Origin of the sequence: Streptomyces sp. NPDC048196, assembly GCF_040652715.1 — a bacterium.
In the GTDB taxonomy this organism is placed as follows: domain Bacteria; phylum Actinomycetota; class Actinomycetes; order Streptomycetales; family Streptomycetaceae; genus Streptomyces; species Streptomyces siderophoricus.
In genome coordinates this window covers 1-20800 of sequence record NZ_JBEZMM010000016.1, presented here as the reverse complement: position 1 = coordinate 20800, position 20800 = coordinate 1, and the positions used below count along the sequence as shown (strand labels likewise).

The following is a 20800-nucleotide window of genomic DNA, read 5'->3' as shown; positions in this document are numbered from 1 at the left end:
CATCCTCACGGGCCCCGCCCAGAGAGAGATCCCAGATGTTCCTGAAGTTCTTCGCCCTCACCATGTCGCTCTTCGTCATCGGCACCGGCGAGCTGCTGCCCGGCGGGGTGATCGAAGACCTCTCCGCCGGGCTGGGCGTGTCCATCCCGACCGCGGGTCTGGTCATCACGGCCTATGCCGCGACGGTGGTCTTCGGTGGCCCCCTGGTCACCGGCCTGACCACCCGGATGTCCCGCCGCAGCCTGCTGCTCGCCCTGATGGTCACCGCCACGGTCGGCAACGCGATCGCGGCGTTCGCGCCGAACTACGCCGTGCTGGTCGCCGGCCGGATCGTCGCCGCGCTCTCGCACGGCACGTTCGCGGCGGCCAGCTTCGTCGTCGCGGCCAGCCTGGTACCGCCGGAGAAGGCCGGTTCGGCCGTCTCCAAGGTGCTGCTCGGTTTCAACCTGGCCTCGGTCCTCGGCGTCCCGCTGGGCACCCTGATCGGCCAGCAGTTCGGCTGGCAGGCCCCGTTCCGCACGACCGCCGTCCTCTCCCTGGTCTGCGTCGTCCTGCTCGCCGCCCTCATCCCCGGCGGTACGGAGGGCACCCCCACCTCCGTCCGCGACGAACTGCGCGTCTTCACCAAAAAAGAAATCCGCATCGGCATCCTGACCACCGCGCTGGCCACCGGCGGCTTCTTCACGGTGGTGACGTACATGGTCCCGCTGGCCACCCAGGTGGGCGGCTTCCCGGCGGCCTCCGTTCCCGTCATGCTGGTCGTCTACGGCATCGGCTCGATCCTCGGCAACTGGATCGGCGGCCGGCTGGCCGACCGGGCGCTGCTGCCGACACTCGCCGGCACCCTGGCCGCGCTCACCGCGACCAGCGCCCTCTTCTGGCTGGCCGCCCCGGTGACGGCCCTCGCCTGGGCCTTCTTCTTCCTGTTCGCCGTCGCGACGTTCGCGATCCTCCCCGCCCTCCAGGGCCGCGTCCTCAGCGCCGCCGCCGAGGCGCCCACGCTGGCGGTCACGGTGAACGTCTCCGCCCTCCAGGTCGGTGCCACGCTGGGCTCCTGGTACGGCGGCCGGGTCATCGACACCTTCGACGTCCGCGCGGTCACCCTCGCCTGCGCCTTCCTGGTCCTCCTGGCCACGGTCCTGGGCACCCGCAGCTGGCTCCGGTCCCGCACGCCGAACGCGGTGGCGGCCCCGGCCGCCGCTCCGAACGAGCCGGTGGAGGCGGGCACGGCGTAACGCAGCGCCTTTCCTACGGCACAGGCCCCGCGGACGGTCGTCCGCGGGGCCTTGCTCGTAGGTCCGGCTACGCGCCGCGTGCTGACCCCACCGGCCAGACGACGTCCACGGGCAGCCCGAGCGCCCGCGCCTGCGCGACGGCGTCCGCGGTGCCTCCCTTACCGCTGGGAGGCGCCCCGTCCCACACCGCCACCAGCCGCTCGGCCCGCTTCAGCATCTCTGTGTTGGCCGCCTCGTATGCGTGCCGATTGGCCACGTCGTACGGCATGGTCACCACCTCGGCGGCCGCCGCCAGCCGATCGAAAACCGGGGCGTGGTCGGGCTTCACCTTGGCCCCCCGGTAGTCGCGTGACGGCAGCACGACCACCAGCCGCCCCCCGGCCTCGACGACCTCCTCGGCGAACAGCGTGTCGGCGCCACGAGCGAGGCAGGAGACACCGACCAGTTCCCCACGGCCGTGCTCCCGCAGCAGCCCCCGTACGGCCTCCCGCACCAGCGGCACGGTGGCCTCGCTGAGGTCCGTGTGCCCGGTCACCGCGATGGTGGTCATACGCGCTGTCTCCCTGTCTCTCTGAGGCGGCCAGCAGATCTCTGATCCCGTCCCGCGCCTCGCGCACGGGCCCGGGCGCATCTCTGCCGACCGTATACGGATAGAGCTGGGCGAGCTGATCACGGACCCGCCGCGATCGGGTACGGGCTGCCGCATCGACCGCGTACCGGGCCCCCTCCGCAGCACCAGTGATGTCGCCGATCAGGAACCGGCATTCGGCGAGACCGATCCAGTCCAGGGCATGGCTCCGGCCGGCCTCCTGCCCACGTAGTTCCAGAGCCCTACGAATTGCTTCCGACGCCGTCTCCGCATGCTGACGCGGGTCCTGCCGAGCCAGGTCAAGGAGCCGTCCGCCGGTGACGCCCGCAAGCTCGGCCTCATCGAAGTAGGCGATCCAGTAGGGCTCTTCGAAGTCGGAGGCACCGGCCAAGGCTTCGGTTGCCTGTGCTGTTGCCCTCCGAAAGGCAGCAATGCGGCTCATCGCAGCAAGAGCCCACGCCTCGCGTGTGCGCAGCAACGCCTGCATCCGAGGCCCAGCGGTGTCCCGTACGCCGTCTTGGGCGAGACGTACGAGCTCCAGGGCGTCTTGGGGACGGCCGGCGTAAATCATCTGCCGGGCCATGCCGGCCAGGACGTTGGCGCCGAATGCGGAATCACCGGCCGCGTGTGCCGACCGGAGCGCGAGGAGGTAGTACTCCTGGGCCCTGCCTGCTAGACCTGAGTCCCACGCCATGGTTGCCGCCGTTCCGGCAAGTTGGGACATGACACCGTACAAACGCCGTTCGACGGCGGCGCTTTGGCGCTCGTCGAGGGCAGATGCGACTTCGTTCAACTGCCCAAGAACTGCCTTGCGGCGCAGCCCTCCTCCGTATCGGTGATCCCAGGCTCGAAAGGTGCGGGCGGTGGTTTCCAGATCGTCCAGGTCCCGCGCACCGAGCCGCCCCGGACGCCGAGGACGCTCGTCGGCCCGAGCAGGGTGCCACCAGCCTTCGAGGGATTCGAAGAGTACGGTCCCTGTCACGGCAGCAGCGGACAGAGCGCGCGTGGCTGCGCGGCGGGTCATCACGAGATCGCTCCTGGTCAGGTGATCGGCCAAGTCGAGGGTGGCGCCAGGGCACCACGGCACTTCTCCGCGGGGCCGGCAGTCCTCTGTTAAGGACATGGAGCCTTGGGGCTCCTTCTCCCATGGACGAGCGGCGAGCCCGAGGAACGCCCCAGGAATCCGGAGGCCGTCAGCGATGCGTCGGATGACAGCTACCGAGGTGATCCTGTGATGCCCTGCGATGACGTTGCTCACCTTCCCGGGCGTGAGCCCGCACACGGCGGCGATCTTGTTCTGACTGAGCCCGCCCCACTTCTTGATCAGTGAGAGGGCTGCGGCGAAATCGTGCTCGTCGAGTGCCCGGCGCAGGTCCTCACGCTCCAGCACCTCTGGAGGCAGCAGCGGTGCTGGGTTTTCCATGAGACCCGCTTCCCTACATGTTCCTCGACACGATCCATCGTCGTACCCCATCGGCAACGAGTCCATTACCGCCTCGGTAACCCCTGCCGGTCATTCCCGCATCGTCGCTCCGACGACATCGTCGTCTCAACCAGAAGAAACCGCCGCGAGGGGAAACGATGGGCAGCCACACCAGCACCCTTGGTCTCAAGACATCACAGGCACCGATCGACGTGCTCACCATCGAAGAGACCATCGAAGGTGCGCACGCGCTCCGTGGTTCCTCGCCTACCACTGGCGAACTCGCCGACTTCGAGACGCTGCTGCGCGGACATATCGCGCTTCTGTTGCCCGACTCCGAGGCCGATGCCGCGATGTTCGAGTGCGGGAGCTTCGCTTGGTCCCGCCGCATGGAGCGCCTGAACGGCATCCGCGTCCAATCTGAGCAGGGGCTCGGCGATGGTCGGCTCTCTGCCCACGTCCAGGTCGGTCAACTCGCCCGTGACTGCCAATGGCTCCTCGACGATTACCGGGAGCGTGAGCGGTGAGCTGCGCCCATTGTGCCGACCTGGCACGTGAGTTGGAGGCTGCCCAAAGGTCGGGGGACCTTTCCAAAGCCGTCGACTGCCGCGTACTCCTCCGACGTCATCAGCCTCACCACAACCGCATGGACAATCACCTCGGGAGGGACCCCATGAACGGGACAACCACGCACCACGGCGGCGACAAGCTGCCTGGAGAGCCCTACCCAGGTCCGCACCAGCCGCCCACCCCCGACGGCGGCCCCGGCATCCCCAACCCACCCAAGGGGGACGACCGTTGAGCACCGAGCGACACGACGAGCCGCGCCCCGGCCACGCCGCGCCGGGGCGCGTCCTCATGGCGGCCGGCGCGCTGACCTCGGATTGGGCGCCCGTGTTTGCCGCCGTGCCCCGTTCCGCCTTCCTCCCGGAGCTGATCTGGCCGTTCGACATGGCGGCCGGGCGGAGTGTGGCCGTGTGCCGGAGGGACGACCCGGCTGCGTGGCGGGGGTACGCGGATGACGCCGACGTGCCTGTCGTAACGCAGTGGGACGACGGGAAGCACTCCGGGACCGAACCCGGCGCCGTGCCCACGAGCTCGGCCTCCATGCCCTCCGTGGTCTTCCGGATGCTCAACGAACTGGATCTCCGGTCCGGGCACAAGGTCCTGGAGATCGGCACCGCCACAGGCTGGAACGCAGCCCTGATGGCGCACCGGGCCGGCCCCGAAAACGTCGTCACGGTGGAGGTGGACGGGGCCGTGGCCGCCGCGGCCCGCGCCGCGGCGGAGCGGTCGGGGGTCGGCATCCGGGTGGTGCACGGGGATGGGGCCCACGGGCATGCGGAGGGTGCGCCGTACGACCGGGTCATTGCGACCTGCGGGGTGCGGGCTGTTCCGTACTCCTGGGTGACGCAGACCCGGCCCGGCGGCGTCATCGTCGTCCCATGGGGGACGCACTTCGGGAACGGGGACGCGGTGGCCCGGCTGGTCGTGGCGCCGGACGGGAAGAGCGCGGCCGGGCGGTTCACCGGGCCGGTGGAGTTCATGAAGCTGCGGGCCCAGCGGGCGCCGGTCCTCAACCATTCCGCTTACGTGCCGGGGAGCGTGGCCGACGGGGAGGAGTCGGCCACGATGCTCACCGAACAGGACGTGCTGGGCGGGCAGTTCGATCCGCAACGGTTCGCCCTCGGGCTGCAGGTGCCGGACTGCTGCCATGTTGTCGCCGAGAAGCGCGACGGGGGCCGGCCGGTGTGGTTCTACGGGTTGGGCGGCGACCGTTCATGGGCCTGTGTGTGGTTCCAGGACGGGGAGGCGGCCCGGGTCTGGCAGTCCGGGCCGCGGCGGCTGTGGGACGAGGTGGAGGCGGCCCATCGGTGGTGGGTCGGGCAAGGGAGGCCGGGCCATTCCCGGTTCGGGCTGACCGTGACCGCTGAGGAGCAGCGGGTGTGGCTGGACGATCCGGAGGCCGGGCCGGCGGGTTCCTGGGCGGTGTGAGTCCGCGGTGGGCAGGGCCCCGGGGAGGCGACGCCGGAAGCCGGCGCACCGGCCCTCCTCCGCGTCGTGGTCAACGGCCGTCGCTCGTCGGCCCTTCGAGGTTGAGGGACATGCGTTCCAGGACGCGGACGGCCGTGTGGTACTCGTCCAACGAGATGCCGGTCATGGACAGTTCCCGGAAGGCATCGACGCGCACCGCCACCTCGGCCAGGCGCCGGCGGCCGTCGGGGGTCAGGGTGAGCCGGTCCGGTGCGGGGCGGGCCGCCCAGCCGTCGGCGAGGACGGCGTCGATGACCTCGGTCAGCGTGGCGGGGTCGGCGTTGGCGGCGAGGACCGACCGGACTTCGGTGTCGTGGACGTCGGGGGCGTCCTGGACGACGTTGAGGACCTGCCAGGCGATCCGGGTGAGGCCGAAGCCCGCCAGCATGTCGTTCATGTGGTGGGTGAGGGCCTTGTCGGTGCGGTTGAGCCAGTAACCGATCGGCTTCATGGGTGCGTTCCTTCGATAGCCAGAGGGGGGTGGGGTGGGATGGGGTGGGTCGCGTCCGGGCGTCATCCGGACCATGGCCGCGGCCGCGGCCGCGGCGGAGGACGTCACCGGTGCTCAGGCGCGGTGGCCAGCAGCGCGGGCCAGTCCTGGGCGGCGGCCCAGTCGGTGAAGCGGTGCCAGCCGACTTCGGGGTAGTCGCGGCGCAGCCCGGCGACATCGACGTCGAGGCCCACGGTGGTGAAGTACTCGAACATGGCCGCCAGGTCCGTCGAGCGGGCCCGGACGTAGTCCAGGGGTACCTCCTGGTGGGCGACCGGGCACCCCATGGCGGCCGCGAGGATCTCCGCCATCCGGCCGGGCGTGCACTCGTCGGAGGCGATGTCGATGCGGTGGCCGGCGAACTCGTCACGGCGCTGGAGGACCAGCGCGGCGAAGGCGCCGATGTCCGCGGCCGGAATGAGCGTGAGCGGCCGCTCGGCAGGCATCGGCCAGCCGAAGGTGCCTTGGCGCAGTCCGTCGAGGGTCCAGCCGCCGGCGTAGTTGTCCATGAACGCCGCCGGGGCGATCACCGTCCAGGGCACTCCGGCGGCCCGCAGGTGCTCCTCGATCAGGTGCTTGCTCTCGTAGTGCGGAATGCCGGTGCCCCGGTCGGCGTGGGCGGCGGAGGTGAACACGACGTGCCCGAGACGGGCCTGGGCCGCGGCGTCGACGAGGGCCTTGCCGTGCCGGACTTCGGTGGTGGTGTCGGTGCCGAACGGGGTGGTGACCGCGAAGAGCGAGTCCGCTCCGGTGCAGGCGGCCCGGAGCGAGTGGCGGTCGTCGAAGTCGGCGTGGCGTACGTCGGCGCCGAGGCCGCGCAGGGCGTCGGCGGCGGGTGAGTCGGGACGGCGGGTGAGGGCGCGCACCCGGTGGCCGGCTGCCAGCAGGGCGCGGGCGGTGGCTCCGCCCTGGGCGCCGGTGGCTCCGGTGACGGCGATGGTCAGCATGGATTCTCCAAGAGGTAGTATCGCTGCACGACGCATTAACTGCGTCACGCAGAAGATTAGGGGAGATTGCTGCGCCGCGCAGCGATTTGGAGTGTGATCCAGATGACAGACCCGCACCGGGCCCGGCTGTACGAGGAGTTGTCGAGCGAGTCCCGCCGCTACCTGGCCTCCTACGTCCTGTTCAATCAGGCCCTCGCCGACCATCTCGGGCTGCACCCGACCGACGTGCAGTGCCTGAGCCTGCTGACGGCGGAGTCCGGACCGCTCACCGTGAAGCAGATCGCCGAGATGACCGGCCTGACCACCGGCTCGGCCACCCGCCTGGTCGACCGGCTGGAACGGGGCGGCTACGTTGCCCGCACCCCCGACCAGCAGGACCGCCGCCGCGTCCTGGTCACCCCGGTGCCGGACCGCATCGCCCGCGTCGCCGCGGTGTGGGACGACCTCGGCCAGAGCTGGCAGGCGCTCCTCGACGAGCACACCGAGGACGAGCTGGAGGTGCTCATCCGGCACATGCGGCGGGCCCACGAGCTCAGCCACGCACAGATGGGACACCTGCGGTCCCGGCCGAAGCCGGACTGAGTTCCGGACCCGCGCCGCGCCCCGGCCGGCAACACGGCGGGGGCGGGGAAAGACCGTTGCCTTTCCTCCGCCCCCGGACGGGGAGGTGTCCGTCCCGTCAGGCCGTCGCCGGCACCTCGCGTCGCAACCGCAGGCGGACCGTCAACAGCGTGCCCGCCACGGCGAGTCCGGCGGCCACCCAGAGGGCGGTGGCGTAGCCGGCGGTGAGGGCGTCGGCGCCGGTGGGGGACGCCAGGGACGTGGTGTGTTCGGCGGCGACCGCGGTGAGCACCGCGGCGCCGATCGCGTTGCCGGCCGCCATCGTCGTCTGCACCCAGCCGGACGCGCTGCCCGCGACGTCCTCGGTGAGGCCGCCGGTGCACACCACGTACAGGGACGGCAGGGCCGCGCCGAGCGCCGCGCACCACACCATCGAGGGCAGGACGAAGGCGGTCAGGAGCGGGGCGTGGGCGTCCAGGGCCAGGGCCCACCAGGCGGCCGCGGCAGCCTGGACCAGCAGGGTGATCAGCAGCGTGCCGACCGCGCCGATCCGGGTGATCAGACGGCCGGACAGCTGGGAGGCGACCAGGGCGGCGACGTTCGGCGGGACGAGCAGGGCCGCGGCCGGTACGGGGCCGAGGCCGCGCGCCTGCTGGAGGTAGAGGCTGGCGACGGTGAAGCCGCCGAGCAGGATCGCGCCGGCGAGGAGGTTGGCGGCATTGCCCAGGACGACGTTCGGCATCCGGAACAGCACACGGGGGACGAGCGGGGTGCGGGCGGTGCGCTGGCGGACGGCGAAGGCCGCGAACAGCGCGGCCGCACCGGCCAGTTCGAGGAGGGTGGCGGGGGCCAGCCAGCCCTGGGCGCCGCCGCGGACCGCCGCGTAGATGACCAGGGTCAGGCCGCCGGTGCAGGCCAGGGCGCCGGTCAGGTCGATCCCGCCGGTGGCGGTGGGGCGGCCCTTGGGGAGCTTGCGCAGTGCCAGGACGAGGACGAGCGCGCCGACCGGGATGTTGATCAGGAAGGCGAGCTGCCAGGCGACGGCGGAGAAGAGGCCGCCGAGCAGCACGCCGGCCGCGCCGCCGACGCCGTTCATACCGCCCCACAGCACCATGGCCCGGTTGCGTACCGGGCCCTCCTCGAAGAGGTCGGTGACCAGCGCGAACGCGGCCGGTGAGACCAGCGCGGCGCCCAGGCCCTGGGCGACCCGGGCGGCGATCAGCTGCCAGGAGTCGGCGGACAGCGCGCAGGCGAGCGAGGCGACGGTGAAGAGCACCAGGCCGGCGCAGAACAGCCGGCGGCGGCCGAAGGTGTCCGCGGCCTTGCCGCCGACCAGCAGGAATCCGCCGTACGCCAGCATGTAGGCGTCCAGCACCCAGGCGATGGAGGACGGCGAGAAGTCCAGGTCGCGCTGGATGGACGGGATGGCCGAGACGACCATGCTGCCGTCCAGGATGACCATGAACTGGATGACGGCGAGCAGGAAGAAGACCGCCCAGGGGGGCCGGGCGGCGGGTCCTTCCCGGCCGCCGGCCCCGGGACGTGCCCGGAGGTGGGTGTCGGCGATGTCGGTCATGCGGAACTCCCGGTCAGGCAGGGGACGTTGCGGAACCCGCTCGTGCGCGAGGGGTGGACTGCCGGCCAGCGTCCCGCCGTACGGGGGCGGTGCGCATCACGTGTTCCGGGGATGTCCGGCGGGCCGGAACCGGCCACTGTCGGGGTGCCGGTCCGGCCCCCGTGGCCGGACCGGACCATCCAAGTCGGGTCAGACAGCGATCAGTTGTGCATCTGAGGGCTCTGACCCGCATGACGACGTGAGGAGTTCCCCATGGCAGCGCGTTTCGCCGGGAAGGTCGCCCTGGTCACCGGTGGCGGTTCGGGCATCGGCCGCAACACGGCGCTGGCCTTCGCCCGGGAGGGTGCCATCGTGGTGGTCACCGGGCGGACGGCCGCGACGATCGAGCAGACCGTGAAGCTGATCGAGAGCGCGGGCGGTACCGCCTCGGCCGTGGTGGCGGACGTCTCCGTGCCGGCCGATGTGGAACGGGCCGTGGCGACCACGGCGGACCGGCACGGTGCGCTGGACATCGCCTTCAACAACGCCGGCACCTTCACGGCGGGCCCGCTCGCGGACGTCCCGGACGAGGAGTTCGCGCGGATCCTGGCCACCAACCTCACCAGTGTCTTCCTGTCGATGAAGCATGAAATCGGCTTCATGAAGGAGCACGGCGGCGGGGTCATCGTCAACAACGCCTCCAACCTGGGCCACATCACGCTGCCGGGGCTCGGCGCCTACTCGGCGACCAAGGCCGCGGTCTCCCAGCTGACCCGTACCGCGGCGAAGGAGTACATCGCCGACGGCATCCGGATCAACGCGGTCAGCCCCGGCCCGATCGACACCCCGCTGTGGCCGCTGCTGCCCGGCGAGACCGAGGCGCAGCGGGCCGAGCGGATGGCGAACGGGCTGCCGCTGGGCCGCGCCGGGACGCTGGACGAGTGCAGCTCGGCGGTGCTGTGGCTGGCCGCGGCGGAGTCCGGCTTCGCGGTCGGCCACGACCTGGTCCTCGACGGCGGCGTCAGCGCGTAGGCGCATCCACCACCTCTACCGGGAAGGTCACCATGAGCTTTTCGCATCCGCGGGCGCCGCGGGCCCTCTACGTACCGCCGGGCGCGGGTCTGAGCCGCTGGGTCTTCGGCGACCGCTACACCATCAAGGCCGATGTGCACACCACGAACGGGGCGCTGGGCCTGATGGAGGGCATCGTGCCGCCCGGTGGCGGGCCGCCGCCGCACATCCACCACAAGGAGGACGAGGCGTTCTACCTCCTCGAAGGGGAGCTGGAGCTGCTCAACGGCGACCGGAAACTGACCGCCGAGGCGGGGTCGTTCGTCTTCGTGCCGCACGGCACCGTGCACGGCTTCAAGAACGTGTCCGACCAGCCCTGCAAGATGCTGATCATGTTCCTCCCGGGCGGTGTCGAGCAGTTCTTCGCCGAGGTCGGGACGCCGGCGGACGAGGACACCCCGCCGCCCCCGCCGGAGCAGTACGAGAACGACGTGGCGAACGCGATGCGGATCGTCGAGAAGTACGGCGCGACGTACGTCTGAACGGCGCGACGTACGTCCGACGCCGTGGCCCGCACACCGTGAGCGAGAGGAACCCCACATGAACCGCCTGCCGCCGCTGATCGACATCCACCACCACGCGATTCCGCCGGCCTATGCGAAGGCACTGGGAAACCGGGTGGCGATTCCGGGGGTCGACTATCCGACCTGGACGCCGGAGGAAAGCCTCGCGGTGATGGACCGCAACGGAATAGCCACCGCGGTGCTGTCGATCACCGCACCGGGCGTGACCTTCCTCGACGGGGACGAGGACCCCGCCGCGGCGCGCCGGATGGCCCGTACGGTCAATGAGTACTTCGCCGGGCTGATCGAGGCGCACCCGGACCGGTTCGCGGCCTTCGCCGTGCTGCCGCTGTCCGACCCGGCCGCCGCCAAGGACGAACTCGCCTATGCGATGGACGAGTTGAAGCTGGACGGGGCCGGTGTGCTGACCAGCTACCAGGGGCGTTACCTGGGCGATCCGGTGTTCGAGCCGGTGCTGGCCGAGCTGGCCGAGCGCGGGGTGCCGGTGCACGTACACCCCGGGACCCCGCCCACCCCCGGCCTGGCGACCTTCGATCTGCCGCCGTCGCTCTACGAGTTCACCTTCGAAACCACGCGCACGGTGGCCAGCCTGCTCTTCAACGGGGTGCTGGACCGGCTGCCGGAGCTGAAGATGATCGTGTCGCACGCGGGCGGCGCCCTGCCGTTCCTCGCCCGGCGGCTGACGTACGGGCCGACCATCGGCCGGTACCTCACCGAGCGGGCGCCCGCGGACGTCATCGGCACCCTGCGCCGGCTTTATTACGACATCGCGATGTCCGCCAATGAATTCGCCCTGCCGGCGCTGCAGAAGCTGGCCGATCCGGCGCGGATCCTCTACGGCAGTGATTTCCCGTTCATGCCGGCCGCGCACACCGCGGAGAACACCGCCGGCTTCGCGGAATACGACGGCTGGGGCGAGGAGGAGCGGGCGGCCGTCGGACGGGCCAACGCCCTGGCCCTCTTCCCCCGGCTGGCCGGTGAATGATGCGGAGTTGACCTAGTCGCGCCCACTTGACGGAGTGGGCGCGCCCGCGTTGTCGCGCCTTCCCGTCCGCGCCGAGACTCGGCGGTGGATCAGTCGTTCTCGCGGCGCCGGTGAACGCACCGCAATTCCCCTTACGGATCAGCCGAATTCACCGGCCCGCCGAATTCACGGACGGGACTTTCTCGATGTCCACTCAGTCGTTTTCCAGCACCTGGCGCACGGGCACCCGCGCCTTCGGATGGGACAGCCTCACCCGGGCCGAACTGCGGGTCGCCCGGCTGGTCGCGGAGGGGCTCACCAACCGCGCGGTCGCCCGGCGGCTGGGCATCTCGCCGCACACCGTCGACACCCATTTACGGCACTCCTTCACCAAGTTGGACATCGGCTCCCGGGTGGAGCTGACCCGGTATGTGCTGCTCCACGACGTCCCCGGCGCCGGCGAGGGCCGTGAGGCGGCGTAGTGTCCACCAGCGCCCAGCTCTCCCCGCCGGCCGCGCCCGCCGCCGCGCGGTCCGCACCCGGGACCGCGCCCGGAACCGCGCCCGGAACCGCGCCCGCGCGCCGTACCGCCGCCGGGCTGCCGGCCCTCCATCTCGCGGCCGCCGTCGGCAACGCCGACTGGCACCTCACCGCGCCCCTGCTCGGGGTGCTCGCCACCGCGCTGCACACGGACCTGGCCACCGTCACGGCCGCGATCGGCGCCTACTCCCTCGGCCAGGGCCTGACACTGCCGCTGTGGGGCCGGCTGTCCGACCGGTTCGGGCCGCGCCGGGCGCTGCGCTGGGGGCTGGCGGTGGCCGCGCTGTCCGCCGCGGTGGCCGCGGTGGCCGGCGATCCGCAGCTGTGGGTCGCCGCCCGGGCCGCCTGCGGCGCCGGCTTCGCCGCGGTCGCGCCCTGCGCCGGGCTCTACCACGACGCCCTGGGCGCCTTCGCCGACCGCCGGCACGCCTACGCCCGGATGATGACCCTGACCTCCGCGGTCGCCGTCGGCGCCCCGCTGCTGGCCGGTCTCGCGGCCCGATGCACCAGCTGGCGGGCGGTGTTCGCGGCGGTCGCCCTGCTCGCCGCGGTGCTGGCCCGGCACACCCGCGCGCTGCCGCCGACGGCCGCCCCTCCTCCCGTACGGACCCACGGCCCACGGCTGCGGTCGCCGCGTCCGTCGCTGCGGCTCTTACGGAGCCGCGGGCTGTGGGTGCTGGCCGGGCTCGGCGTGGCCGAGGGGCTGGTCCTGCTCGGGGTGCCCGCGCTGCTCGCCCCGACGCTGACCGCCGTCGGCGCCGGCGACCGGGCCGGGCTGCTGGTCACGGTGGTGTACGGCGCGAGCGTCTGCGCCGGTTCGGTCGCGGTGCGGCGGCTGCCCGGGCCCGGCCGGCCGCGGGTACTGCTCGCGGCGGGCGGCGCGGCGGGGCTGCTGGCGACGGTGCTGCTGGCGGTGCGCCCGGCCGTGCCGGTGGTGTTCGCCGCGGCCGTCCTGCTGGGCCTGGCCTGGGGCCCGCTGCACACCACCCTGCAGACCTGGGCGCCCCGGCTGCTGACGCCCGGCGCCCGCGGTACCGCCGCCTCGGTGCTCGCCATGTCCGGCGTGCTGGCCTGCGCCGCGGGCGTGGCACTGGCCGCCCCGCTGGTCGAACGCGGCGCGCTGACCGTGCTGTTCGGCACGCTCGGCGGCTTCGCCGCGGTGCTGACGGCGCTCCTCGCCGGCGCCGCACGGCACCTGACGAAGTAGCCGTTCGTCCGCTGCCGGGCCGCTCACCTGCGCCCTATCGTCGAAGCAGACCGGTGACGGTACCCGTTCCGTCCTCCCCCCGGTCCCTTCCGTGCACCGCCGTTCCCCTCCCCCGCTCCTCCCGCTCCCTCCTCTCCCCCCGCCCGACTCCCCCGCCGCCCCTCCCTCCGTCCCCCGTCCCCGATCCCCCGGAACGCCCGGCCGCTTGCCCTCGTGCGTTGCCGTGAAGGGAGAGCCGAGCCCATGACCATGCGACAGCACACCCGCGACGGTCTTCAACGCCTGTGCGGTGAGGGCGTTTCGCTCTGGCTCGACGGCCTGGCACGGGACCTGCTGGCGTCGGGCGAACTGGCCAGGATGGCGTCGAAACGGCCGCTGTCCGGCCTGACCACCTCGGGTCACGACCTCCTCGACGCGGTGGCCGGGCCGGCCTACCGGGCCCAGCTCGACGACTTCACCGAACGCGGCAGCCGCCCCGAGGAGGCGGCCCGCCGGCTGCTGGCCGTCGATGCCCGGTGGGGCTGTGACGTCTTCCTGCGCCGCTACCGGGCGAGCGGCGGCCGGTCCGGGCTGGTGTCCGCCGACCCGGTGCCGGTCGTGGAACGCGCCCTGGCCGCGGAGGCCCGGGCCGCGTGGTGGGCGGTGGACCGGCCCAATCTGCTGCTGAAGCTGCCGGCCACCGACGAGTCGCTGGAGGCGATCGGTGAGCTGGTCGGCGAGGGCATCGGCGTGGACGTCACCCCGGTCTTCTCCGTGCACCGCTACGAACAGGTCCAACAGGCCCTGTTCACCGGTCTGGAGCGGGCCCGCCGGGCCGGACTGCGGCTCGAAGGCGTCCACACGGCCGTGTCGCTGCCGGTCGCCCCGCTGGACGCCGCGGTCGACGCCCGGCTCGCCGCGGCCGGTGCGCCGCCCGGCCGCCCGCCCATGGGCCGTACCGCGCTCGCCCACGCCCGGCTGGTCTACCACGCGTACGAGCGCGGGCTGGCCGGGGACCGCTGGCGTGCGCTGGCCGCGGCGGGTGCCCGGCCGCCGCGGCTGGTGTGGACCGCCACCGAGGCGCACGGGCCGGCCGGGCCCGACACCCGCTATGCGGACGGGCTGGTGGCCTGGGGCGTGACCAGCGCGCTGACCCGGCGGACGCTGGACGCGGTGTCCCGGCGGGCGCTGCTGAGCGGTGACACGCTCTCCGGACGGCATGTCTCGGCCCGCCTGGACCTGGCCGTGCTCACCGAGTTCGGGGTGTGCCTGCGGCAGCTGGCGGGCGAGTTGGAGCGGGCCTGGCTGGCCGACCGCCGGGCCGCCTGGGAGGAGCTGCGCGAACGCGTCGGCAAGCTCCTGGGCGGCCCGGTCGGCTGACCGGTGGTGTGGTCAGGCGGGCTGCGGGGCCGGCCGGCGGCCGGGGAAGTCCGCGTCGGTGAGGGCCAGCAGGGGCGCCGCCTTGACCGCGGTCTCCTCGAACTCCGCCTCGGGGCAGGACAGCGCGACGATCGCGCCGCCGGTGCCGTAGCGGACCCGGCCCGGGGTGAGCACCACGGTGCGGATGACGATGCTGAGGTCCGCGGCACCGGAGAGCGAGAAGTAGCCGATCGCCCCGGAGTAGACGCCGCGCGGTCCGCCCTCCAGGTGGTCGATGATCCGCATCGTGCGGATCTTGGGCGCGCCGGTCATCGAGCCGCCGGGGAAGGCGGCCCGGACGCAGTCCACCGCCGAGCGTTCCGGGCGGAGCCGGGCGCGGACGGTGCTGACGAGCTGGTGCACGGTCTCGTAGCTCTCCACGCGGAAGAGGTCGTCGGCCCGTACGCTGCCCGGCTCGGCGCAGCGGCCCAGGTCGTTGCGGACCAGGTCGACGATCATCAGGTTCTCCGAGCGGTCCTTCTCGTCGGTCCGCAGCCGGTCGCGGAGCGCCGCGTCCTCGGCGGGGGTGGCGCCGCGCGGCCGGGTGCCCTTGATGGGCCGGGATTCGGCGATCCGGTCCGCGCCGATGCGGAGGAACCGTTCCGGGGAGGTGCTCAGGACGGCCGTCTCTCCGAAGGCGAGCAGCGCCCCGAACGGCGCCGGGCTGACCCGCCGCAGCGTCCGGTAGGCGTCCCAGGGGTCGAGGTCGCCGTCCGCCTCGGCCATGTTGGTCAGGCACACCTCGTAGGTCTCGCCGGCGGCGATCTCCTCCTGGCACTCCTCGATGAGCCGGAGGTACCGCTCCCGGTCGTGCCGCAGCCGCAGGTCGCGCAGCGGCTGCGGGGCGGCCGGCGGGACGGGGGTGCGGCCGGCCAGTGCGGTGATCCGCCGGGCGGTGTCCGCGAGCCAGGTGCGGGCGGCGTCCGGGTGCCCGTCCTCGGCGAGGGCGAGCAGGTAGGTGGTGCCGTGCAGATGGTCGAGGACGACGGCGCGGTCGGCGAAGACCATGGTGGCGTCCGGTTCGGTCGAGCGGTGCGCCTGCTCGCCGCCGCACTGTGCCTTGAGTTCGTAGCCGAGGTAGCCGACCCAGCCGAGCGCGAAGTCGCGGGGGAGATCGGGGTGTTGGACGTCGAGGCCGCGCAGGTCGTGGTCGAGCCAGTCCAGGAACGGCCGGTGGCTGACCGTGGTGGTGCCCGCGCCGGTGACGGTGACGGTGGTGGCGGTGACGTCGGCGTGCGCGACCCGGGCGAGCGGGCCGGCGGCGTTCCCCATGACGGAGAACCGTCCGCGGTCGGCGTCCTGCCGGGAGGCGTCCAGCCAGTAGGCGTACGGCCCGCCGCGGAAGAGCGCGTCGAAGACCACTTCGTCGGCCGCGCGGGTGGGCACCGTCTCGACCAGTACTTCCAGGCGGCGCGGCGGGCGGGCGTCGTCCACGGGCGTCTGGGCCGCCGGGGTGAGCTGTGGCCGTGGCCGGGCCGGCCGGTGGGCCCGGGCCAGCTCGACGAAGTTGCGGATCAGCCGGTGGCCGTCCGCGGTGCAGATGGACTCGGGGTGGAACTGGACGCCCCACAGGGGCCGGTGGCGGTGGCGCAGCGCCATCAGCACCCCGTCCGGTGTCCAGGCGGTCGCCTCCAGTTCGGCGGGCAGGTCGGTGACGGTCAGCGAGTGGTAGCGCACCACTTCGGTGGGCGAGGGGATGCCGGCGAACAGTCCGGTGCCGTCGTGGAGGACGGGGGAGGTACGGCCGTGCCGGGGCTCGGGGGCGCGGCGGACGGTGCCGCCGTGCCAGTGGGCCAGGCCCTGGTGGCCCAGGCAGATGCCGAGCAGCGGCAGTTCGCAGGTCTGCACGATCTCGCGGCAGATGCCGAAGTCGGCGGCGCGTTCCGGGGTGCCGGGTCCCGGGGAGAGCACGACGGCGTCGAAGTCGTCGAGCATCTCGGGGCGCCAGTCCGGGTCGTCGTTGCGGATCACCACCGGCTGCTCGCCGGTGACGTCGGCTATGTGGTGGACGAGGTTGTAGGTGAAGGAGTCGTAGTTGTCGACCAGGAGGATGCGCATCAGGCGGCCACCACCTGGAGGAGCAGGTGCTCGACGGTGTCCGGGCCGTCCTGGATCTCCCGCCGGCGCCGGGTGAGCAGTTTCCGGCCGGTCTCCTCGGCCAGGCCGTACAGCACGTCCAGGTCGCCGCGGCTGCTGAAGTGGAGGTAGGCGCTGCCGCCCGGTGTGGTCCAGCGGGGCGCCTCGGCGAGGTACCGGCGGTGGGCCTCGTAGCCGGGGTCGACGTAGGCGCATTCCTGGGCGGTGCGGTAGCGGTAATCGGCCGGTGCGAGCACGTAGTTGGAGTGCCAGAAGACCATGTCGAAGCGTTCGTGGGCGGGCAGGGCCGCGAACAGGTCGCTGTAGACGGCGCGCAGCCGGCCGGCGACGCCGTGCCGGCGGGCGTTGCGGGCGGTGTTGCGGACGGCCTGCGGGTTGATGTCGGAGGCCACCACCCGGTCGCAGCCCATCAGCGCCGCCATCACCGCGACGATGCCGGTGCCCGACCCGATCTCCAGCAGGGAGCCGCGGCGGGGCAGCTGCACCTCCTCGAAGCAGCCCAGGAATTCCAGCGAAACGCCGCTGGAGGGCGCGTAGTTCGGGGCGAAGACCTCGTCGAGGAGGTCCCATTCGCGGCCGCGGAGGGTGAAGACGTCCGGCCGGTCCGTGCGGGTGCGGGCACGCTCACTGCGTTCGAGCGAGCGGGTGTAGTCCTGAATTGCTGCACGCATCGTGGTCCCCCGTGCCGTTGACATTGTGGCCGGTACGGCTCTCCTGCCGCACCGGGTGCCCACTCTGTCTCACGCGGACCTTTGGCCAGAAGGTCACCAGGCAACACACTCCGGGGCCCCGGCCGGTGTCCTGAACACCCTCGACCGGACGGATTTGTTCCATCTCCGCTGGGTAAACGTCTTCCTTCGCGTCATTGGCTCAGTCCCACGTTGACTGCCCCGGCCCGACCCTCTACGTTCAACCCAGGCGCGAGGGGGGATTCGCCATGCGGGGGGTTGTTTGTGTTTTCGCGTCCTGAGACGGCTGCCGATGTGGTCGCCGTACTCGAACTGCTCGCGCAGGAAGCCCCGCCCAGCGCCTTCGACGCCCTCGTCCATGACGCCAGGGCCGCCGGCGCCCCGCCCGAACACCTCGCCCGGCTCTCCCGCGCCCGCGATCTCGGGTTACGGGTCCAGGCCCTCTTCCAGCACCGCGAACAGCGTGAGGCCGGCCTCAACGCCCTGGTGGAGACGGCCCGCGACCTCACCCTCCCGTACACCCTCCACGCGCTGCTGAAGGTGATCACCCGGCGGGCCCGGCTGCTGCTGCACGTGGACATGTCCTACATCAGCTTCCCGGCCGAGACGGACGGCGACCCGGGCGGCGACTTCTACGTCCACACCGCGGACGGCCAGACCACCGCGCTGACCGAGGGCATGCCGGTGCCCGGCGCCTCCGGACTCACCTCGGACGTCCAGGGCGGCTCGGCCCCGTTCTGGACCCCGGACTACCTCTCCGACGAGCGCATCGCGCACTCCGAGGTCATCGACGGGGTGGTGCGCGCCGAGGGGCTGCGCGCGGTCCTCGCGGTCCCGCTGCGGCACGCCGACTCCTTCCTCGGGGTGCTGTACTGCGCCGACCGCAAGGTCCGGCACTTCACCCCGGACGAGATCGCGCTGATGACCTCGCTCGCCGACCTCGCCGCGGTGGCGATCGAGAAGTCCCGCACCCTGAACACCGTCCAGGCCGAGATCGCCGAGCTCGAACTCGCCGTGTCCGCGGCCAAGTCCGGTCTGGCCGAGGCGTTACGCGGCCAGGACGCGCAGGCCCGGCTGACCGGTCTGCTGCTGGAGGGCGGCGATCTGCACGCGCTGGCCCAGCTGGCCGGCGAGGAGCTGGAGGCCGCGGTGCTGGTCGTCGGACCGGACGGGGCCACCCTCGCCCCGGCCGGCGAACGGCCCGGCCCGGAGCCCGAGGTGCTGGCCCGGGCCGCCCTCGACGCGCACCACCACCACCGGCCGGCCCGGCTGCCGGACGGCACCTGGGTCGCCCCGGTCGCCGCCGGCGCCGAGGACCTCGGCACGCTCGTGGTCCGGCCGTCCGGCACCGAGGGGATCGACCAGCGGCTGCTGGCGCAGACCGCCCGCACCGCCGCCGTCATGCAGCTGATGTTGCGCAGCACGACCATCGCCGAGAGCCAGATCCGCGACGCCTTCTTCGACGATCTGCTCACCGTCCCGCACGGGCAGACCGAGCAGCTCCAGGAGCGGGCCCGCCGGCTCTCCATCGACCTGGACCGGCCGCACGTCGTGGTGGTCGCCCGGCCCGAGGGCGGCGCCCAGGGCCGGGCCCTGATCTGGGCCTCGTCGTACACCTACCGGATGGGCGGGCTGCGCAGCATCCGGGACGGGGTGATCTCGCTGCTGCTGCCCGGCGAGGACGCGGGCGCCGCCGCCAAGGCGGTCTCCGACGCGCTCACCCCGCTGCTCGACCACCCCGTCACGGTCGGCGCGGCGGGCCCCTTCACCGGCCTGGAGCCGGTGCGCCCGGCGTTCCAGGAGGCGATGCGCTGTCTGGACGCGCTGGCCGCGCTGGACTGCCACGGCACCACCGCCTCCGCCCGCGACCTGGGCTTCCTCGGCGTACTGCTGGGTGACGTCCGGGACGTCTCCGGCTTCATCGAGGACGCCATCGGCCCGGTGCTCGCCTACGACGCCCAGCGGTTCACCCAGCTCGTGCCGACCCTGGAGGCGTACTTCGACGCCGGCGGCAGCCCGACGTACGCGGCCGAGGCGCTGCACGTCCACCCCAACACCGTCTCCCGGCGGCTGGAGCGGATCACCGAACTCCTCGGCCCGGACTGGCAGAAGCCCGCCCAGACCCTGGAGATCCAGCTCGCCCTGCGCCTCCAGCGGGTGCGCGGCGCGCTCCGCCCGTACGAGGACGGCTCCGCGGCACCGCCGCCGGCCCACCGCCTGCTGCCTTGAGACCGGCCGGGGAGCGGAGCGTGGTTCACCCGGCCCGCTGCACGCTCTCCACACCGCCGAGGATGCGGACCGCGTGTGCGGCCGAGGCGAGCGTGGTGTGCCGGTGCCAGCCCTCGTAGGACCGGCCCTCGAAGTCCATCAGGCCGACCTGCGAGGAGACCTCGACGACGTCCCGGTCCACCCGCAGCGCCAGTTTGCCCAGCCGCAGCACCTGGCCGGGGGTGGCCCCGCGCAGATCGCTCAGCCAGTAGTGGCCGGACCCGCCGCGCGCCGCGTCCCACTCACCGGCCAGCAGGAACGGCCGGCTCCGCGGCACCCCGGCGAGGTGCACCCGGACGCCCGCGACCTGGGTGCGGCGCACCGTTCCGGCCGGCGGGTCGTACCAGTCGACCGGCCGGCGCAGGGTACGGACCATGTGCAGCAGCTGCTGGGCGGAGAACTCCCGGCCGGCCGGGCCCGGCAGCGCCGGATCGGCCGGGACGACCCGGGTGGTCCCGGAGGCGACGGCCACCAGCGGCAGTCCGATTTCCGCGAACTGCCGGACCGCTTCGGGGAGTTCGGCGCCAGGGAGGTCCAGAACGACCGGCCGGGCGCTGACGCCCCAGCCGCCGCCGATCCCGGTGACGGTCGCCGCGGCGCAGCCCACCGGGGTCGCCGCGAGCCGCTCGTCCGGCGCGCCGCCGTCCTGGTCGCCGGCCCCGAGCAGCTGCCAGTCGACCGGGACGGCGGCGTGTGCGGTGGCGGCCCACGCCCCCAGCGCCTGCTGGCCGTTGACGACCTGGCCGAGCCAGGGGATGTAGCGCCGCTCGACGCCGACGGAGTGGTGTCCGGCCTTGGGGATGACGATCGGCCGCACCACCCAGGCCTCCGGGCGCAGCACCTGGTCGACGTAGCGGGCCAGCGCCGCGCGCATCGGCCGCCAGTGCCAGGTGGAGGAGCTGATGAAGTGGTGCAGGCTCTGCTCGGCGGTGCGGCCGCCGACGAAGGAGGCGATGTTGCGGATCGACTTGCGGCCCTGCGCGGACAGCAGGCCGCGCAGGTACTGCTCACCCTTGCGCCGCTGGTCACTTCGGGCCAGCGAGGCGAAGAGCATCCCGCCGAGCTCGTCGATGAGCGCGTCCGGCGCCCGCTCGGGCAGTGCGTAGGCGGACCGGGCCGCCCGTGCGCGGTGGGGAGGGCCGCGCGGCCCGCGGGCCAGCACAGCGGGGGAGCCGGCGGGGGGCCGGGCGAGTGGGCGGATGGGTGGT

18 protein-coding genes and 1 pseudogene are annotated in these 20800 nt (G+C 72.9%); 12 read left to right on the top strand and 7 right to left on the bottom strand.

Features of this window, described 5'->3' with window-relative positions; genetic code table 11:
- Positions 1–35 precede the first annotated feature (35 nt).
- Positions 36–1235 (top strand): MFS transporter, encoded by a 1200-nt coding sequence (locus AB0E02_RS18115; protein ID WP_362140421.1) that lies wholly within the window; start codon positions 36–38, stop codon positions 1233–1235.
- Positions 1236–1302: 67 nt separating this feature from the next.
- Here the strand turns inward: AB0E02_RS18115 and AB0E02_RS18110 are convergent, their stop codons facing one another.
- Complete coding sequence (locus AB0E02_RS18110; protein ID WP_362140418.1) at positions 1303–1785, bottom strand: hypothetical protein; 483 nt, start codon at positions 1783–1785, stop codon at positions 1303–1305.
- Positions 1786–3405: 1620 nt separating this feature from the next.
- On the opposite strand from AB0E02_RS18110, the gene AB0E02_RS18105 reads away from it, so the two are divergent.
- The 3 genes from AB0E02_RS18105 (at position 3406) to AB0E02_RS18095 (ending at position 5242) form a co-directional block, all read left to right on the top strand.
- Positions 3406–3774 (top strand): DUF6415 family natural product biosynthesis protein, encoded by a 369-nt coding sequence (locus AB0E02_RS18105; protein ID WP_030412813.1) that lies wholly within the window; start codon positions 3406–3408, stop codon positions 3772–3774.
- 146 nt (positions 3775–3920) lie between these two features.
- Positions 3921–4049, top strand: a complete 129-nt coding sequence (locus AB0E02_RS18100) for a hypothetical protein (protein ID WP_362140415.1) — start codon at positions 3921–3923, stop codon at positions 4047–4049.
- Between the two features lie 56 nt (positions 4050–4105).
- Positions 4106–5242: a methyltransferase domain-containing protein gene (locus tag AB0E02_RS18095; protein WP_362140645.1), complete on the top strand. Its 1137-nt coding sequence runs from the start codon at positions 4106–4108 to the stop codon at positions 5240–5242.
- Positions 5243–5312: 70 nt separating this feature from the next.
- Here AB0E02_RS18095 and AB0E02_RS18090 read toward each other — a convergent pair whose 3' ends face one another.
- Both AB0E02_RS18090 and AB0E02_RS18085 read right to left on the bottom strand, forming a co-directional pair.
- Complete coding sequence (locus AB0E02_RS18090; RefSeq protein ID WP_362140412.1) at positions 5313–5732, bottom strand: MarR family winged helix-turn-helix transcriptional regulator; 420 nt, start codon at positions 5730–5732, stop codon at positions 5313–5315.
- Between the two features lie 104 nt (positions 5733–5836).
- Positions 5837–6718 (bottom strand): NmrA/HSCARG family protein, encoded by an 882-nt coding sequence (locus tag AB0E02_RS18085; RefSeq protein ID WP_362140410.1) that lies wholly within the window; start codon positions 6716–6718, stop codon positions 5837–5839.
- Positions 6719–6820: 102 nt separating this feature from the next.
- On the opposite strand from AB0E02_RS18085, the gene AB0E02_RS18080 reads away from it, so the two are divergent.
- Positions 6821–7300, top strand: a complete 480-nt coding sequence (locus AB0E02_RS18080; RefSeq protein ID WP_362140407.1) for a MarR family transcriptional regulator — start codon at positions 6821–6823, stop codon at positions 7298–7300.
- Positions 7301–7397: 97 nt separating this feature from the next.
- Here the strand turns inward: AB0E02_RS18080 and AB0E02_RS18075 are convergent, their stop codons facing one another.
- Positions 7398–8855, bottom strand: coding sequence for an MFS transporter (locus AB0E02_RS18075; RefSeq protein ID WP_362140404.1), 1458 nt, complete (start codon positions 8853–8855; stop codon positions 7398–7400).
- Between the two features lie 252 nt (positions 8856–9107).
- Here AB0E02_RS18075 and AB0E02_RS18070 point away from each other — a divergent pair, with 252 nt between their 5' ends.
- The 6 genes and pseudogenes from AB0E02_RS18070 (at position 9108) to AB0E02_RS18045 (ending at position 14499) form a co-directional block, all read left to right on the top strand.
- Positions 9108–9866, top strand: coding sequence for a glucose 1-dehydrogenase (locus AB0E02_RS18070; protein ID WP_362140401.1), 759 nt, complete (start codon positions 9108–9110; stop codon positions 9864–9866).
- Positions 9867–9898: 32 nt separating this feature from the next.
- The gene (locus tag AB0E02_RS18065) at positions 9899–10387 is read left to right on the top strand and encodes a cupin domain-containing protein (RefSeq protein ID WP_362140399.1); all 489 of its coding nucleotides are present in this window, start codon (positions 9899–9901) and stop codon (positions 10385–10387) included.
- Between the two features lie 58 nt (positions 10388–10445).
- Positions 10446–11414 (top strand): amidohydrolase family protein, encoded by a 969-nt coding sequence (locus AB0E02_RS18060; protein ID WP_362140396.1) that lies wholly within the window; start codon positions 10446–10448, stop codon positions 11412–11414.
- 248 nt (positions 11415–11662) lie between these two features.
- Positions 11663–11875, top strand: a pseudogene (locus AB0E02_RS18055) (helix-turn-helix transcriptional regulator); the annotation flags it as partial.
- Positions 11875–13140: an MFS transporter gene (locus AB0E02_RS18050; RefSeq protein ID WP_362140394.1), complete on the top strand. Its 1266-nt coding sequence runs from the start codon at positions 11875–11877 to the stop codon at positions 13138–13140. The pseudogene AB0E02_RS18055 and the gene AB0E02_RS18050, both read left to right, overlap by 1 nt.
- A gap of 243 nt (positions 13141–13383) precedes the next feature.
- Positions 13384–14499: a transaldolase family protein gene (locus AB0E02_RS18045; protein WP_362140391.1), complete on the top strand. Its 1116-nt coding sequence runs from the start codon at positions 13384–13386 to the stop codon at positions 14497–14499.
- 12 nt (positions 14500–14511) lie between these two features.
- Here the strand turns inward: AB0E02_RS18045 and pabB are convergent, their stop codons facing one another.
- A complete protein-coding gene (gene pabB / locus AB0E02_RS18040; RefSeq protein WP_362140388.1) occupies positions 14512–16596 on the bottom strand; it encodes an aminodeoxychorismate synthase component I in 2085 nt (694 codons plus the stop codon).
- Positions 16596–17306 (bottom strand): 50S ribosomal protein L11 methyltransferase, encoded by a 711-nt coding sequence (locus AB0E02_RS18035; protein WP_362140386.1) that lies wholly within the window; start codon positions 17304–17306, stop codon positions 16596–16598. Before AB0E02_RS18035 ends, pabB begins: the two co-directional genes overlap by 1 nt.
- A gap of 282 nt (positions 17307–17588) precedes the next feature.
- Here AB0E02_RS18035 and AB0E02_RS18030 point away from each other — a divergent pair, with 282 nt between their 5' ends.
- Positions 17589–19553 carry a helix-turn-helix domain-containing protein gene (locus AB0E02_RS18030; protein ID WP_362140383.1) on the top strand — a complete coding sequence of 655 codons (1965 nt, stop codon included), beginning with the start codon at positions 17589–17591 and terminating at the stop codon, positions 19551–19553.
- A gap of 25 nt (positions 19554–19578) precedes the next feature.
- Here AB0E02_RS18030 and AB0E02_RS18025 read toward each other — a convergent pair.
- Positions 19579–20800, bottom strand: a 1222-nt coding sequence (locus AB0E02_RS18025; protein WP_362140380.1) for a transposase, incomplete at its 5' end; no start/stop codon positions are given.

Excerpts from the sequence above, each read along its gene's own strand:
- AB0E02_RS18115 (WP_362140421.1), top strand. The coding sequence starts at position 36 with ATGTTCCTGAAGTTCTTCGCCCTCACCATGTCGCTCTTCGTCATCGGC.
- AB0E02_RS18110 (WP_362140418.1), bottom strand. The coding sequence starts at position 1,785 with ATGACCACCATCGCGGTGACCGGGCACACGGACCTCAGCGAGGCCACC.
- AB0E02_RS18105 (WP_030412813.1), top strand. The coding sequence starts at position 3,406 with ATGGGCAGCCACACCAGCACCCTTGGTCTCAAGACATCACAGGCACCG.
- AB0E02_RS18100 (WP_362140415.1), top strand. The coding sequence starts at position 3,921 with ATGAACGGGACAACCACGCACCACGGCGGCGACAAGCTGCCTGGAGAG.
- AB0E02_RS18095 (WP_362140645.1), top strand. The coding sequence starts at position 4,106 with ATGGCGGCCGGCGCGCTGACCTCGGATTGGGCGCCCGTGTTTGCCGCC.
- AB0E02_RS18090 (WP_362140412.1), bottom strand. The coding sequence starts at position 5,732 with ATGAAGCCGATCGGTTACTGGCTCAACCGCACCGACAAGGCCCTCACC.
- AB0E02_RS18085 (WP_362140410.1), bottom strand. The coding sequence starts at position 6,718 with ATGCTGACCATCGCCGTCACCGGAGCCACCGGCGCCCAGGGCGGAGCC.
- AB0E02_RS18080 (WP_362140407.1), top strand. The coding sequence starts at position 6,821 with ATGACAGACCCGCACCGGGCCCGGCTGTACGAGGAGTTGTCGAGCGAG.
- AB0E02_RS18075 (WP_362140404.1), bottom strand. The coding sequence starts at position 8,855 with ATGACCGACATCGCCGACACCCACCTCCGGGCACGTCCCGGGGCCGGC.
- AB0E02_RS18070 (WP_362140401.1), top strand. The coding sequence starts at position 9,108 with ATGGCAGCGCGTTTCGCCGGGAAGGTCGCCCTGGTCACCGGTGGCGGT.
- AB0E02_RS18065 (WP_362140399.1), top strand. The coding sequence starts at position 9,899 with ATGAGCTTTTCGCATCCGCGGGCGCCGCGGGCCCTCTACGTACCGCCG.
- AB0E02_RS18060 (WP_362140396.1), top strand. The coding sequence starts at position 10,446 with ATGAACCGCCTGCCGCCGCTGATCGACATCCACCACCACGCGATTCCG.
- AB0E02_RS18045 (WP_362140391.1), top strand. The coding sequence starts at position 13,384 with ATGACCATGCGACAGCACACCCGCGACGGTCTTCAACGCCTGTGCGGT.
- pabB (WP_362140388.1), bottom strand. The coding sequence starts at position 16,596 with ATGCGCATCCTCCTGGTCGACAACTACGACTCCTTCACCTACAACCTC.
- AB0E02_RS18035 (WP_362140386.1), bottom strand. The coding sequence starts at position 17,306 with ATGCGTGCAGCAATTCAGGACTACACCCGCTCGCTCGAACGCAGTGAG.